Below are 13,397 nucleotides of genomic sequence, written 5' to 3'. Positions count from 1 at the left end.
CCCGAGGAGTTGGCGGCATGACGCGCGTCCGGAAAATTGGCGGTGGAAGTCAGATTAGGGCTGGACTGTCAGGATATGTCGCCGAAATGGGCTCGGCCTTCCTGTGCGCCGCGCTCGGCATCGTCCCGACCGTTCGTCACGCCGATTATCTCGGCGCGTGGCTCGATGTCCTGCGCGAGGACAACCGCGCCATCTTTCGCGCCGCCAGCGCTGCCTCCAAGGCCGCCGACTGGTTGCTGTCCCGCCATCGCGAGGTCGAGAGCGCCCGCGCCGAGGAAAGGATCGCAGCATGATCCTGCTTCCCGATGACCTGCGCAAGGCACTGCGCGCGAACGCCATTCGCCATGGCATCGCCCTGCGCGGCGGCCTTGCCGAACCGGACTTCGTGCCCCTTCTCAAGCTGTTCAACCCGCTGGGCGCGTCGACATGGCTGGCGAGCGAACTCGCCGAGGATGGCGATACGCTTTTCGGCGTTGTCGATCTTGGCTTCGGTTGCCCGGAACTCGGCGCGTTCAGCCTCTCGGAAATCGCTGCCATCCCGCTGCCTTATGGCATGGCCATCGAGCGCGATCTCGCTTTCGAGACGGCTCATCCGCTTTCCGTCTGGGCCACATGGTCGCGCCGGTCCGGCTCGATCCTCTGGGCGCAGGCGATGCTCCGCCGCCATGGCCCGGATTCGGGCGAGACGGTTGCGGACCCTGATCTTCCACCGTCCTGACGGCGGATGACGCAAGGCGGCGCGTCATGCCGCCACCCTCAGTGCCGGTCACGTCCTGAGCATCGCAAACAGCGCGACCAGCACCTTTTGACGAAAGGCAAATGACCCATGAAACTCGACCATATCCCGCTCGACAGGCTCTATGTCGACAAGACCAACATGCGCTTTGGCCGCAAGGCGCCGGACGTCGCCGACATCCTCCCGACCATCCGCGCGCGCGGCGTCATACAGTCGCTTCTCGTCCGTCCCCCCGATACCGAAGGCCGCTTCGGCATCATCGCTGGAAGCCGCCGCTTCCACGCAAGCCGCATCGTCGCCGACGAACGGCGGGACGCGGGCGATATCGATCCCGACGCGCTGCTCCTGCCTTGCACGATCATGGAGGATGGCGACGATGCCGCCGCCATCGAGGCCTCGATGATCGAGAACATGGCCCGGCTTGACGCCGACGAAGTGCGCCAGTGGGAGAGCTTCACCCGGCTGGTGCGGGAAGGGCGAGGGGTCGAGGAGATCGCCATGACCTTCGGCCTGCCCGAACTCTCCATCCGGCGCGTCCTTGCGCTCGGCAACCTGCTGCCGCGCATCCGCGAACTCTATCGCGCCGAACGGATCGACCGTGTCACCGTCCGGCACCTGACACTGGCGAGCAAGAGCCAGCAAAAGGCCTGGCTGGCCCTGTTCGACGACCCCGACGCCTATGTCCCCACCGGCCATCAGTTGAAGGCATGGCTCTTTGGCGGGCAGTCGATCCCGGCCCGCTTCGCCCTCTTCGACATCGATGGTTTCAGCGGGGCGATGGTGGCCGATCTCTTCGGCGAGGATCGTTATTTCGCCGATCCCGACGCCTTCTGGACGGCACAGAATGCGGCGATCGAGGCATCGCGCGCAGCCTATCTCGCAGAGGGCTGGGCCGATGTGGTCATCGTCCCGCCTGCCGAGCATTTCCATTCGTGGGAATATGAAAAGGCCGCGAAGCGGAAGGGCGGGCGCGTCTATGTCGATGTGCGCGGCTCCGGCGAAGTGACCTTCCATGAGGGCTATGTCACCCGCGCAGAGGCCCGCCGGATCGAGCGCGGCGAAGCCGCCGCGCCGCCCAAGGTCCAGCGGGGCGAACTGACATCCACGCTCCAGACCTATGTCGACCTGCACCGTCATGCAGCCGTTCGCGCTGCGCTGATCGGTCGCCCCGCGCTTGCCCTCCGGCTCATGGTGGCGCACGCCATCGTCGGCTCGACTCTATGGACCGTCCGTCCCGAACCGCAGGCGACGCGCAACGACGAGGTGCGCGAGAGCATCGAGACAAGTCGGGGCGAGGCGGTCTTCGACGCGGAACGGCGCGTGGTGCTGGATACGCTTGGCTTTGCCGCCGAAGAGCCCTGCGTTACGGGCGGCAATGGCGATGACTATGGCGTGGCGGGGCTGTTCCTGCGTCTTGTCGCGCTGCCTGACGAGGTGGTGATGCGCGTCCTTGCCGTCGTCATCGGCGAGACATTGGCGGCAGGTTCGGCAGCGGTCGAGGCGGTCGGCGAGGAGGTCGGGATCGCCATGGCCGACTGGTGGCAGGCCGACGAAGCGCTCTTTTCCCTGCTGCGCGACCGCGAACTGCTGGGCCGGATGACGGCGGAAGTGGCCGGTGAAACCGTCGCAAGCGCCAATGCGGGCGAGAAGGCGAAGACCCTGAAGCGGATCATCGCCGATCATCTCGACGGCGCGGAAGGCCGGGACAAGGTCGAGCGCTGGGTGCCGCGCTGGATGCAGTTCCCGCCCTCTGCCTACACGCAGAGAGGTGGCGTCGGCACGGTCGCCGCCCATGCCAAGGTCGTCGCCGCGCGCCAAATGAGCGCTGGGGATTGCCCGGCGGAAGCAGAGGAAGGGAGGGAGACGCCGTTGCCCCGGGCGGCATGAACGAAGGCGGGCGGGAGCGATCGCGCCCGCCCGCCACATGCTGGAAAATCGCGCCGCGCGGCCTCGCCCGATGGGCTCGGCCGCGCGGCTTTGTTTCGTCTCCATCCATGCCGGTACAGGCTCGCATGGCGCATTATGACGGCTGCGCGGATTTCGGGGGCGGAACGCGCGCGAACAGGGAGAGCGGTGATGAAGCGCGCGGACACGGCGGAAATCGCGATGCGGATCATCATCGACCGGCCGGTGCCCGGCGTGTGGCACAGCCTTCAATCCAGGGACGGTACCCCGCTTGATCCGCAAAGGTCCGGCGATGGCGAACCGCTCGCCTTCGACTTCGCCGTGCGGGTCGGGACGGGTTCCAAATTCTTCGGTGACCAGGTTTGCCGCGAAGGTCCCTCGCGCCGTTTCGTCTATGTGAGCGTGGGTCAGGCGGCGGGCGATCATGCCTCGCCCTGGTCCCGCCGGATGAAGGTCGACATCCATGATATCGACCCGGCGCTGCTGGCGCGCGCGGCGGGAGGCGGGATCATCGTCACCACCATTTGCGGCACCGCCAGGGATGGCAGCCCCGCCTGCGCCACGGTCCCCACGCTGCGCCGGGAACTTGTCGAGCGCTAGGACGCGGAAAGGCTGGCAGCGGGCGAAGCGATAGGGCGAATTCCCCGATGGCCTCATCCTGCACGTGGTTCGGACCTGGATCGTGCCAGCAAGGGTCTCCTTTTTCCGATGACTCGTGCCGCCCCTGGCCTCTCTTGAAGGCTGGTCTGGCGGCGTGCGCGCCTTGTCCGAGCAACGGCTTCGCGCCAGTTTCTTCCCCGCCTTGGCGGGCTCCTCGCGCAACCAAGAAACAGGCGCTTCGCCGTCCTTCGCTCCCGCGGCGGCCGTCCCGGTGCACGGCAGCGCGACGCCGCCCGATCGACCGCCATCGAGGCCGCATCGGGCGGCACTCGGGCTATAGAAGGAGACATATCATGGCACAGATCGGCAGCTTCACCCGCAACGAGGACGGCATCTACAACGGGGAAATCCGCACCCTCACGCTTCGCGTCAAGGCCACCATCCGGCCGGTCGAGCGCGACCACGACAAGGCCCCGGACCACCGCGTGAGTGCCGGCGGCGTCGAGTTCGGGGCCGGCTGGACCAAGACCGCCCGCGAGACCGGCGCCGAATATCTCAGCCTCAAGCTCGACGATCCATCGCTTCCCGCGCCGATCTACGCGACGCTGACCCTGGGCGACAAGGACGAGCACAAGCTCATCTGGTCCCGCTGAAGTCCACGACCCCCGCGCCGAACCCGACGCGGGGGCATTCATGCTGTGTCGAAAACGCCGTTGCCGGTTCCGACACTCCCGGCCCGGTATCCCGCCCGCCATCCTCGATATCGCGAACCCATCGCCATGGGTCGCTCTATCGAAAGGATGGCTCATCATGGACGACGACGACCAGATCGCCCGGGCGACCCGCGCCAAGCGCGGCTCGCCCTTCCTTAATACCGAGCAGGCGGCGGCCTATCTCAAGATTTCCGGGCTGCTGCTCCGGCGGATGCGACGCCTTGGCACGGGGCCGGTGTTCCGCCGGCATTGCCGCTACGTTCAATATCATATCGACGATCTCGATGCCTGGTCGCGCGAACATAGTGCGCGGGGACTTTCCAAATGAGCGGCCGTCGCAGTCGCTTCAAGGACGCGCCGCTGCTCGCCTGGGGCGAGGCGCTTCGCCTGCGCAAGGAAGTGCAGCGCCGCCGCCGCTGGCGCTTCTTCCTCGTCGGGCTGGGCGCGGGTCTGGTACTCGGCGCGGCGATCCTTCCGCCGACACCGCGCCTGCTCTGGAATGCCAGTGCGAGCGCCCCGATCGGGCTCTACTGGGTCAGTCCCGGTGCGCCCGTCATGACAGGCGACATGGTGGTGGCGCGCCTGCCCGAACCCTTCCGGTTACTCGCTGCGGCCCGGCGCTATCTCCCCCGCAACGTCCCCCTCGTGAAGCGTGTCGCGGCCGAGGCTGGCGACGAGGTCTGCGCGCTCGGCGACCAAGTCTTCGTCAATGGACGGCCGGTAGCAAGGCGCAAGAAATTCGATGCCATGGGGCGGGTCATGCCATCCTGGCAGGGCTGTCGCATGCTCCGGCGGCGGCAACTTTTCCTGCTGATGGACAGTGCCGATTCATTCGACGGGCGCTATGTCGGGGTGAGCGAAGGCACCGATCTCATCGGCAAGGCGCAGCTGCTATGGCGCCGCTGAAGTGGACACTCGCCGCCCTCGCATTCGCCGCGCCGGTGCCGATATCGGCCCAGTCCACTGGTCCGTCATCGGCCGGGCAGCCTGCATCGACGGTGGCCACATGGCGGCCCTACATCCGCGAGGCATCACGGCGCTTCGGGGTGCCGGTCGCCTGGATCGAGCGCGTGATGCAGGCCGAGAGCCGGGGCCGCACCGTCCAGGGCGGACGTCCGATCCGATCGTCGGCAGGGGCCATCGGACTGATGCAGGTCATGCCCGGGACATGGTCGGACATGCGCGCGCGGCTCAACCTTGGCGTCGATCCGGACGACCCGCGCGACAATATCCTCGCAGGCACCTTCTACCTCCGCCTGATGTACGACCGCTTCGGTTATCCGGGGCTCTTCGCGGCCTATAATGCGGGGCCAGCGCGCTATGCCGATTATCTGGCAGGTCGCGCTGGCCTTCCGCGCGAGACCATCGGCTATCTCGCCAGCGTCGCACCGGACACACAGGAAAGCGACCGGGTGCCCGCAACGGCGCGGCCGGTGGAGGGACTCTTCGCCGTCCGAAAGATACCGGCATCGCCGCCTTCCGATAGACTCGATGCGCAGCCCAAGGGGTCACTCTTTGTCGCCCTGTCGCAGGAGCAATGACGTGAGGTCGCGTGCCCGCGAGAGGGAGGAAGCTCGTCTCGAGAGACCCAGTGTGACGGCTGGCGCAGCGGCTCTCAAGGCCCGCGGGTACCCCCCGATTTGCTGCGCAAATCGGTTCCCCCCGCGTCCGCTTCGCGGCTCTTCGCTTCGCTCATCGGCCCTGACAGCCGCTGCGCCAGCCGTCCTCGAAACGCCGTTCTCGATGATGGGAACGACAGCGAAGGAGGTCATCATGGGCATGGTTCAGCACATCGAAACGGCGTTTCCCGGATGCAATGACAAGGTCGTGTCGGCGCTGGTCGCAGGGCTGGAGCGGGAGTTCGGGCGCGGCGCGGCGGAAGGCCTGGCGCGTCATTTCCTGGAGGCCGAGGAGGTGGATTTTCGGTGGGATGCACGGAGCGGGGAGCGCTGGCTGGGCGCCTATGAGGCCCACGATGACGCAGGATTGGAACTGTACCGGGTCGCCATCTGTGGGTGCCTCGACGGGGAGTGGTTCACTGCCATCATGCTCGTGGATGGCGAGGGGAATGCCCATGGCATGACCGGGTGCCGTGTCGCCCTGGATCGAACGGAGGCGCGCGATGGGATGCTCCACGGGCACTGACCGACAGACAGTTCGGCTGGAGAGGCGGCGTCGGTTCGGCGGCGTCTCTCCCCCTTTTTTGAGGCGGAAGGAGAAGGGAAAAGGGATGAAGGGGAAACAAGATAAAGGCAGTGTCTCGCGACCCCTGCCAAGCCCTTGTCTGCACATCCTTTTTTCACGAGACAGGCAATCGCTACCGCGAGACAGTAAGGGCAAGAATGGCGGAAATCAGCCATCTTCTCCCCGAAATCGCGAGACTGGGGCATGTTGTAATGCCTGACGACGATTTCACCCCCAGGCTCGGCAGCCAGGGCGGCAAGGATGGCAAGAAGGTCGTCAAATATGGCGGACGCATCCTTGCCGCCTCGCGTCTCGCGGGCATCAAGACCGGGGCCAAAGGCGGACAGCGCTCGCGGCGGTTCGACGGCAGTCGGATAGGGCGCGGCGCGAGCATGGGGCGATTGCTGTCGAGCCGCGACCGGCTCGCGGGTTTTCGCGGGCGCCGTGCCGTGGTGAAGGCGAGCCTGATCCGCCTGGCTGGCAAGGGCGGCCAGGCCGCCCGCGCGCACATGCGCTACATCCAGCGCGACGGGGTGACCCGCGAGGGCTTGCCGGGCGAACTCTACGGTCCCGAAACCGACCGTGCAGATGGCGGTGATTTCCTGAAGCGGACCGCCGGCGATCGCCATCAGTTTCGCTTCATCGTATCGGCCGAGGACGGCGCGGAATATCCCGACCTCAAGCCCTATGTCCGGCGACTGATGACCCAGGTCGAGCAGGACCTCGGCACGAAGCTGGACTGGGTCGCGGTCGACCACTTCAACACCGAGCGTCCGCATACCCATATCGTGCTGCGCGGGGTCGATGACCAGGGCGACAATCTGGTTATCGCGCGGGAGTATATTTCGCACGGATTTCGCGAACGCGCCTCAGAGCTTGTGACGCTCGATCTCGGCCCTCGTACCGACCGTGAGATCGAGGCGCGCCTGCGCCACGATGTCGACCGGGAACGGCTGACGTCGATCGACCGCCGGCTGGTCCGCCGCATGGACGTCGACCGAACGGTGTCGCCGGCCGACAACGATCCCTTCCAGCAGTCGGTCGCGGCGGGACGGCTGCGCAAGCTCAAGGCGATGGGCCTGGCCGACGATGTAGGTGGCGGGCGCTACAGGCTGGCCGAGGGGCTGGATGAAACGCTTCGCCGGATGGGTGAGCGGGGCGACATCGTCCGCCTCATGCAGCGAGAACTGACCGCCCGCAGGTTTGACCGTGCCGGCGTCGAGCAGGTCGTGTCAAATGACCTGCGAGAACCGATCGTCGGACGGGTGATCCAGCGTGGCTTTTCCGATGAGCATCGCGACCGGCATTACCTGATGGTCGACGGGATCGATGGCCGGGTCCATTATGTCGATATAGGCCGGGGCGATGCCACGCCATCGGTTCCCGAAGGATCGACGATACGGGTCGCGCCGTCGCGGATCGAGGCGACCCAGGCTGATCGCACCGTCGATGCGGTCGCCCGCGCCAATGGCGGGCGCTACTCGATCGACCTGCACCTGGCGCACGATCCGGGTGCCAGCGAGGCGTTCGCAACCAGCCATGTCCGGCGGCTCGAGGCGATGCGGCGCGCGGGCACCGGACCCGAGCGCCTCGCTGATGGAAGCTGGACGATAACCGTCGATCATCTTGCGCGCGCCGATGCCTATGCGAGAGCCCAGCAGCGCGACCGGCCAGTCACGCTGGAACTGCTGTCGCGGTCCCCGGTCGACGAATTGGCAGGGAAGGAAGCGCCGACCTGGCTTGATCGCGCGCTTGCCGAAGGTGGTCATGGCGCAGTGCGCGACGTGGGATATGGGCGGGAGGTACGGACCGCGCTCGCGGCGCGGCGGCAGTGGCTGGTCGAGCAGCAACTGGCGGACGACGAGCAGCCCGGGTTTCGCTACCGGGGCGGCGCGCTGGTCAAACTGCGGAGACGTGAATTGCAGCACGCCGGCGAGCGGATCGGCGACGAAATCGGGAAACGGTTCAAACCCGCGCGGATCGGCGAGCGGGTCGAGGGAAAGATCGCACGTCGAGTCGATCTGGAAAGTGGGAGTTTGGTTGTTGTCGAGCGATCGCGGGACTTCACGTTGGTGCCGTGGCGCGACGTGCTTGAGCGCAACATCGGTAAGGCGGCATCCGGCATCATGCGGTCAGATGGGATCAGCTGGCAGTTTGGGCGTGGCCGATCTGGGCCGGTGATCTCATGAAGATGCTGGTACATTGCCCATTCCCGATCCTATCGACAGCCCTCATTTCAAAATCCCACTGCCGGGCTGTTGATTTCCACTGAGAAGTGATGGAGTGGATCCCCCCTCCTGCCGGCATCGGATGTGCCAATGTATGTTTCCGAAAGTCACAGCAGAGGAGAAGGCATCCATGGGCGAAGTTAGCATTATGGCTCATCGGTCCGAACATCGGATCGTCGTGAAAGTCACCGCCAGGGTCACGCTGAATTGCGCCATTTTGGCTCTGGCGGATAACCTGTCCACCTAAATCCGGTTGGCGCAACGCACCGGATCGAGAAATTGGACCGTATTCTAATGGTCTCCATCCGGGTACAGGCCGGGCCCCATATCGGAGAGGATGATATCATCCGTTGGGAGGATTGCCATCCACGGCATGACCATGGCCCCAGGGTCTGATAAAAGACCCTGATGAACGAGCCATCGGTCCCCTATACATTCATCGCTAGCGGCGCGAGCGCGGAATTGTTCGACATTGGCGGGGGGCAGGCGCTCAAGCTGTTCCGAGGCAGCGTGTCGGACGAGATGATCGCACGCGAGGCCGATGCGTCTGTCCATGCCGCATCATGCGGCGTGCCGACGGCTGCGGCGATCGGGCAGTATAATCATAACGGACGGCGGGGAATCGTCTATCCGCGGCTTGAGGGCGTAACGGTTATGGACTGGATCCGCCGCAATCCGGTGCGGGCAGGGTGGGCGCTGAACCAGATGGGTGAAGTTCATGCCGCTATGCACCGGGCAAAAGGCGGGGCGTTGCGGTTGCTGAAGCAAGTGCTGGCGACTGATATTGCCTATGGGCCTGCGCCCAACGCGCTGCAAAGCGCCGCCATCGCCTATCTGGAGACCTTGCCAGATGGCGACGCGCTTACCCATGGCGATTTCCATTTGGGCAATGTCATGATGACGCCCCAGGGGATGATGGTGATCGACTGGTCGAAGGCGGCGGCGGGGCATCCGGCGGCCGATGCGGTACGATCCGAAATGCTGATGCGCTTTGGCATCGGGCCGTGCGACTGGGTGACGAACCTGTGGCGCGACTGGGCCGCGCGGCAGTTGCGCAGAAGCCATACGGCATCATCCGGCGTCACCGCCAGCGATATCGATGCGTGGCGGCCTGTCGTAGCGCTGGCCTGGCTGCGGGCGCGCGATGCCACCGGTCGGACGCGGGCTTTCAGGCGCTATCTGGAAAGGGCGCTGCGTGGCAGCGGGATAGGCAGTATCGCCTGAACCGCAAAGGAAACGGGATCAATTCGATTCAAAAAGATCGCGGGTAAAGACCTTGCCCGCTACATCCGCAACATCGTCCGTCATGCGGTTGGCGATGATGATGTCACATTCCTGCTTGAACGCTGCCAGATCGCGCACGACGCGCGGACCGAAAAATGCTTCTTCCTGCATCACCCGTTCGTATATCAGGACTTCGATGCCCTTGGAACCTTACCTCGGCGAAACTCGGTCTGATCGCTCCACGTGCGATGCAGAATCACCGCGAGCTTGCGGGCGGCAGCGACGCGGGCCTTTGCCATCCCCCGCAGCTTGGCAATGCAGGGGCAGATCCTCCGGTTGTTCCTCAAAAGAAACAGACGGCTCGGGTTCACTTGCCCTCTGGCCATAGCGGCCGAATAGTCTTATGGCCGAAGCGAGCCAACAGGGACGAGTATATGTCGAAAAAAGCTATAGTTACCGGGATCAGCGGCCAGGACGGCGCTTATTTGGCCGAAAACCTCCTTAACCGGGGCTACACAGTTTATGGAACCTATCGCCGGACCAGTTCGGTCAATTTCTGGCGGATCGACGAACTTGGGGTCACCAATCATCCGCAACTCAAGCTTGTCGAATATGACCTTACCGATATGGGATCGGCCATTCGGCTGATTGAAACCTCGGAAGCGACAGAAATTTACAATCTTGCCGCACAAAGCTTTGTCGGGGTGTCGTTCGATCAGCCTATCACGACCGGCCATATTACCGGTTTGGGCGCGGCCTATCTGCTTGAAGCAATCCGTACGATAAACAAGGATATCCGCTTCTATCAGGCATCGACGTCGGAAATGTTCGGAAAAGTCCAAGCGATTCCACAGACCGAAGACACGCCTTTCTATCCACGTAGTCCCTATGGTGTGGCCAAACTTTACGCGCATTGGCTGACGGTCAATTACCGCGAAAGCTTCGATATTTTTGCCACTAGCGGTATCCTGTTCAATCATGAGTCGCCATTGCGTGGCCGCGAGTTTGTGACGCGCAAGATCACCGACACCGTGGCCAAGATTGCTCAGGGCAAGGCGAAAGTGCTTGAACTGGGCAACCTCGATGCCAAGCGGGATTGGGGCTACGCCAAGGATTATGTCGAGGGCATGCGTCTCATGCTGCAGCATGACACGCCCGATACCTATGTGCTGGCCACCAACCGGACCGAAACGGTCCGGCATTTCGTCGAACTCGCCTTTGCTCAGGTAGGCATTTCACTTGAGTGGTCAGGCAAGGAAGAAAATGAGATCGGCGTCGATCCGCAAAGCGGAGAGACCCGCGTCCGCATCAATCCGGCCTTCTACCGGCCTGCGGAAGTCGATTTGCTGATCGGCGATCCTTCGAAGGCGGAACGGGATCTTGGATGGACGCCTACGGTTCAACTGGAAGAACTCGCCCGCTTGATGGTGGAAGCCGATATGCGGCGTAACGCGGCGGGCTGGTCCTTCTGATGCGTGTGGCACTGACCGGGGCGACCGGATTTACCGGTCGTTTTGTTGCCGCCGCCCTCACAAAGATGGGGGCGGCCCCGGTTGCGCTGAAAGCAGACTTACAGGACAAGGACGCCGTTGATCGCGCCGTTGCGGAGACCGAATTCGACCGGCTAATTCATCTGGCGGCGCATGCGTTCGTCCACACTTCCGATTGGGCCGCTTTCTACGCCGTCAATCAGCTCGGCACGTTCAATCTCCTCGATGCTGTTTCGCGGAACAAGGGGGGGGCTCGCTGTATCATTGCATCGAGCGCCCAGATTTATGGCCCCAACGCCGAAGGGTTGATAGCCGAGGACGCGGCGCCCAATCCCGCGAACCACTATGCGATCAGCAAATATGCGATGGAACAGGGCGGGCGGCTTTGGGGCGACCGGCTCGATATCGTCGTGACGCGACCATTCAATTATACAGGTGTCGGGCAGGATACAAAATATCTGGTGCCCAAGATCGTCGATCATTTCCAGCGCCGTGCTCCGGTCATTGAGCTTGGCAATACATGGGTGCGCCGCGACTTTGGTGATGTGCGTTCGGTTGCCGACGCCTACGCCGGTCTGGTGATGGCGGCGACCGTACCGGCGACCGTCAACATCGCGACTGGACATGTCTCTTCCATAAGCGATATCATTGAAAAGCTGACCGCGTTGAGCGGTCACCACATCGACGTCGAAGTGAACCCGGCGTTTGTGCGCAAAGGCGATGTGGAAGTGCTGGGCGGTGACGCAACGCTTTTGCGTATGACCTTGCCTGGCTGGAGTCCCCGTTCGATCGACGATACGCTGCGATGGCTTTATGAGGCGGCCGGTTGAAAGGCGGATATCTATTGAGACGGATCGGGTCTATATATTCAGCTTGGCTCAATCATGGGTCTTGAGTTTTGGCAGCGCCGCTATGCGACGGATATCCAGCGTCTATGATGGGCGCCGCAAATTGATGGTCGATCAATGATAAGCTTCAGGAATGTTTCAAAAACCTATCATATTCGGAAGTTTAGGAAAGATGTCCTTAATGATCTGACCTTTGACATTCCCACCGGAAGCAGTCTGGGCATCTGCGGCGCGAACGGGGCGGGCAAATCAACCTTGATGCGCCTGATTTCTGGGGTCGAGTCACCCACTTCAGGGCGGATCGAGCGGAGCGTTTCCTGTTCCTGGCCGATTGGCTATTCGAGCTGCTTCCAGTCCAGTCTGACGGGCGCTGACAATGCGCGGTTTATCGCTCGAATATATGAGAAGGACATCGATCAGCTTCTGGCCTATGTTGAGGATTTCGCTCAGCTGGGGCCATATTTTCATCAGCCTATCTACAGCTACTCCGCAGGCATGCAGGCGCGTCTGGCATTCGGCATTTCGCTGGCGATTGAATTCGACTGTTATTTAGTCGATGAGGTGACCGCCGCCGGTGACGACAGGTTCCGGCAGCGATGCGAAGAAGCTTTGCATTATCGCCGCGAAACCGGCACGTTGTTGATGATAAGCCACGATCCTCATACATTGCGAAATTATTGCGAGCGCGGCGCGGTGCTGCATCAGGGTCAATTGACTTTCTACAGCTCGATTGATGAAGCCATCGATGTTCACATGCACAACCAAGCAGCGCATTAGGCGGTGGGGACATTTTAGTGTCTGATTTTAAATTATCAGTCATGAGTTGCTGATCTTGCGACACGGCGGGCGAAGAGCTGGATTGAGGCGATTAAGAGCCATGCGGCTGACAATGTGATGTTCTGTTCGAAATCCTTGGCGAGCCGCCGGTTTCGTTTCAGCCGCGCTAGCGTTTGCTCGACGCCCCTGCGCCGAGGCAACACCGCAACCCCCTTCACTGTATCGAACCTCTTGACGATCTCGCTTGTTCATTTGCCAAGGCGGTGCAGAGCGCACTTGAGCTTCTCTCCGGCTTAGCCGCCATCAGCGAAGACATGGCGAAGCCAGGGGAGGCGCCGGATGATTTCGACCGGCACCGGCGGCGCACCGCCACGGTCCTGAATGTCGGCGGTTTGGATCACGGCTTGGACGATTCCCCGTGATATTGGAAAAGATGTGGCGCTTGCGCCCGTTGAACTTCTTGCCTGCGACATGATCGCGAGCCGCCCCCTCGCTTTTCGAGGCTTTTACGCTCTGACTGTCGATTACGCTGGCGCTGGATGAAGGCTCGCGGACGCTCGCCAGATCGGCTTGGCCTCAAGGATATCGCGGCATTTCAGATCTACCTCGTGTCATAGAGCCTGTCTTGAATCTCATGCGTAACGAGCGATGCGCCTGATGAGGACGACGGCAGCAGCGGCATATAGGAGTGC

General features: G+C 63.1%; 14 protein-coding genes and 4 pseudogenes. 15 read left to right on the top strand and 3 right to left on the bottom strand.

What is annotated here, in order from left to right:
• The 12 genes and pseudogenes from AC0KVN_RS26705 to AC0KVN_RS26650 form a co-directional block, all read left to right on the top strand.
• The coding region (locus tag AC0KVN_RS26705; RefSeq protein ID WP_483656685.1) for a zincin-like metallopeptidase domain-containing protein at positions 1–293 on the top strand (293 nt) is incomplete at its 5' end.
• Positions 290–718, top strand: coding sequence for a DUF2958 domain-containing protein (locus AC0KVN_RS26700; RefSeq protein WP_017502563.1), 429 nt, complete (start codon positions 290–292; stop codon positions 716–718). The genes AC0KVN_RS26705 and AC0KVN_RS26700, both read left to right, overlap by 4 nt.
• A 108-nt stretch (positions 719–826) precedes the next feature.
• Positions 827–2,623, top strand: coding sequence for a ParB/RepB/Spo0J family partition protein (locus AC0KVN_RS26695; protein ID WP_483656684.1), 1,797 nt, complete (start codon positions 827–829; stop codon positions 2,621–2,623).
• A gap of 189 nt (positions 2,624–2,812) precedes the next feature.
• Entirely contained in the window at positions 2,813–3,241 is a 429-nt protein-coding gene (locus tag AC0KVN_RS26690) for a DUF5990 family protein (protein WP_483656683.1), read from the top strand.
• A 353-nt stretch (positions 3,242–3,594) separates the two neighbouring features.
• The gene (locus AC0KVN_RS26685; RefSeq protein WP_017502815.1) at positions 3,595–3,894 is read left to right on the top strand and encodes a DUF736 domain-containing protein; all 300 of its coding nucleotides are present in this window, start codon (positions 3,595–3,597) and stop codon (positions 3,892–3,894) included.
• Between the two features lie 157 nt (positions 3,895–4,051).
• Complete coding sequence (locus AC0KVN_RS26680; RefSeq protein ID WP_137405704.1) at positions 4,052–4,282, top strand: DNA-binding protein; 231 nt, start codon at positions 4,052–4,054, stop codon at positions 4,280–4,282.
• Positions 4,279–4,860 carry a S26 family signal peptidase gene (locus AC0KVN_RS26675; protein WP_483656682.1) on the top strand — a complete coding sequence of 194 codons (582 nt, stop codon included), beginning with the start codon at positions 4,279–4,281 and terminating at the stop codon, positions 4,858–4,860. Before AC0KVN_RS26680 ends, AC0KVN_RS26675 begins: the two co-directional genes overlap by 4 nt.
• Positions 4,848–5,495: a lytic transglycosylase domain-containing protein gene (locus AC0KVN_RS26670; RefSeq protein ID WP_483656681.1), complete on the top strand. Its 648-nt coding sequence runs from the start codon at positions 4,848–4,850 to the stop codon at positions 5,493–5,495. The genes AC0KVN_RS26675 and AC0KVN_RS26670 overlap by 13 nt, the downstream gene beginning before the upstream one ends.
• 232 nt (positions 5,496–5,727) lie before the next feature.
• Positions 5,728–6,099 (top strand): hypothetical protein, encoded by a 372-nt coding sequence (locus AC0KVN_RS26665; protein WP_483656680.1) that lies wholly within the window; start codon positions 5,728–5,730, stop codon positions 6,097–6,099.
• Between the two features lie 197 nt (positions 6,100–6,296).
• On the top strand, positions 6,297–8,327 hold the full coding sequence (rlxS, locus tag AC0KVN_RS26660; protein WP_483656679.1) for a relaxase/mobilization nuclease RlxS: 2,031 nt from the start codon (positions 6,297–6,299) through the stop codon (positions 8,325–8,327).
• Positions 8,328–8,627: 300 nt separating this feature from the next.
• Positions 8,628–8,762, top strand: a pseudogene (locus AC0KVN_RS26655) (hypothetical protein); the annotation flags it as partial.
• Between the two features lie 12 nt (positions 8,763–8,774).
• Positions 8,775–9,590, top strand: a complete 816-nt coding sequence (locus AC0KVN_RS26650) for an aminoglycoside phosphotransferase family protein (protein ID WP_483656678.1) — start codon at positions 8,775–8,777, stop codon at positions 9,588–9,590.
• A gap of 18 nt (positions 9,591–9,608) precedes the next feature.
• Here AC0KVN_RS26650 and AC0KVN_RS26645 read toward each other — a convergent pair.
• Together AC0KVN_RS26645 and AC0KVN_RS26640 are read right to left on the bottom strand one after the other, a co-directional pair.
• Positions 9,609–9,797, bottom strand: a pseudogene (locus AC0KVN_RS26645) (UDP-glucose 6-dehydrogenase); the annotation flags it as partial.
• A pseudogene (locus AC0KVN_RS26640) lies at positions 9,776–9,907 on the bottom strand (IS110 family transposase); the annotation flags it as partial. The pseudogenes AC0KVN_RS26645 and AC0KVN_RS26640, both read right to left, overlap by 22 nt.
• Positions 9,908–10,024: 117 nt before the next feature.
• On the opposite strand from AC0KVN_RS26640, the gene gmd reads away from it, so the two are divergent.
• From gmd to AC0KVN_RS26625, 3 genes are all read left to right on the top strand, one after another.
• The gene (gmd, locus tag AC0KVN_RS26635) at positions 10,025–11,062 is read left to right on the top strand and encodes a GDP-mannose 4,6-dehydratase (RefSeq protein WP_483656677.1); all 1,038 of its coding nucleotides are present in this window, start codon (positions 10,025–10,027) and stop codon (positions 11,060–11,062) included.
• A complete protein-coding gene (locus tag AC0KVN_RS26630) occupies positions 11,062–11,910 on the top strand; it encodes a GDP-mannose 4,6-dehydratase (RefSeq protein ID WP_483656676.1) in 849 nt (282 codons plus the stop codon). The genes gmd and AC0KVN_RS26630 overlap by 1 nt, the downstream gene beginning before the upstream one ends.
• A gap of 135 nt (positions 11,911–12,045) precedes the next feature.
• Positions 12,046–12,705 carry an ABC transporter ATP-binding protein gene (locus AC0KVN_RS26625; protein WP_214864951.1) on the top strand — a complete coding sequence of 220 codons (660 nt, stop codon included), beginning with the start codon at positions 12,046–12,048 and terminating at the stop codon, positions 12,703–12,705.
• A gap of 35 nt (positions 12,706–12,740) precedes the next feature.
• Here the strand turns inward: AC0KVN_RS26625 and AC0KVN_RS26620 are convergent.
• A pseudogene (locus AC0KVN_RS26620) lies at positions 12,741–13,266 on the bottom strand (transposase); the annotation flags it as partial.
• Between the last annotated feature and the right edge of the window lie 131 nt (positions 13,267–13,397).

Source organism: Sphingobium sp. SG1, from assembly GCF_057063145.1.
The sequence above is the reverse complement of the archived record's forward strand: the minus strand, read 5'-3'. Positions and strand labels throughout refer to the sequence as shown.

Excerpts from the sequence above, each read along its gene's own strand:
- AC0KVN_RS26695 (WP_483656684.1), top strand. The coding sequence starts at position 827 with ATGAAACTCGACCATATCCCGCTCGACAGGCTCTATGTCGACAAGACC.
- AC0KVN_RS26625 (WP_214864951.1), top strand. The coding sequence starts at position 12,046 with ATGATAAGCTTCAGGAATGTTTCAAAAACCTATCATATTCGGAAGTTT.
- AC0KVN_RS26690 (WP_483656683.1), top strand. The coding sequence starts at position 2,813 with ATGAAGCGCGCGGACACGGCGGAAATCGCGATGCGGATCATCATCGAC.
- AC0KVN_RS26665 (WP_483656680.1), top strand. The coding sequence starts at position 5,728 with ATGGGCATGGTTCAGCACATCGAAACGGCGTTTCCCGGATGCAATGAC.
- AC0KVN_RS26675 (WP_483656682.1), top strand. The coding sequence starts at position 4,279 with ATGAGCGGCCGTCGCAGTCGCTTCAAGGACGCGCCGCTGCTCGCCTGG.
- AC0KVN_RS26630 (WP_483656676.1), top strand. The coding sequence starts at position 11,062 with ATGCGTGTGGCACTGACCGGGGCGACCGGATTTACCGGTCGTTTTGTT.
- gmd (WP_483656677.1), top strand. The coding sequence starts at position 10,025 with ATGTCGAAAAAAGCTATAGTTACCGGGATCAGCGGCCAGGACGGCGCT.
- AC0KVN_RS26650 (WP_483656678.1), top strand. The coding sequence starts at position 8,775 with ATGAACGAGCCATCGGTCCCCTATACATTCATCGCTAGCGGCGCGAGC.
- AC0KVN_RS26700 (WP_017502563.1), top strand. The coding sequence starts at position 290 with ATGATCCTGCTTCCCGATGACCTGCGCAAGGCACTGCGCGCGAACGCC.
- AC0KVN_RS26685 (WP_017502815.1), top strand. The coding sequence starts at position 3,595 with ATGGCACAGATCGGCAGCTTCACCCGCAACGAGGACGGCATCTACAAC.
- AC0KVN_RS26680 (WP_137405704.1), top strand. The coding sequence starts at position 4,052 with ATGGACGACGACGACCAGATCGCCCGGGCGACCCGCGCCAAGCGCGGC.
- AC0KVN_RS26670 (WP_483656681.1), top strand. The coding sequence starts at position 4,848 with ATGGCGCCGCTGAAGTGGACACTCGCCGCCCTCGCATTCGCCGCGCCG.
- rlxS (WP_483656679.1), top strand. The coding sequence starts at position 6,297 with ATGGCGGAAATCAGCCATCTTCTCCCCGAAATCGCGAGACTGGGGCAT.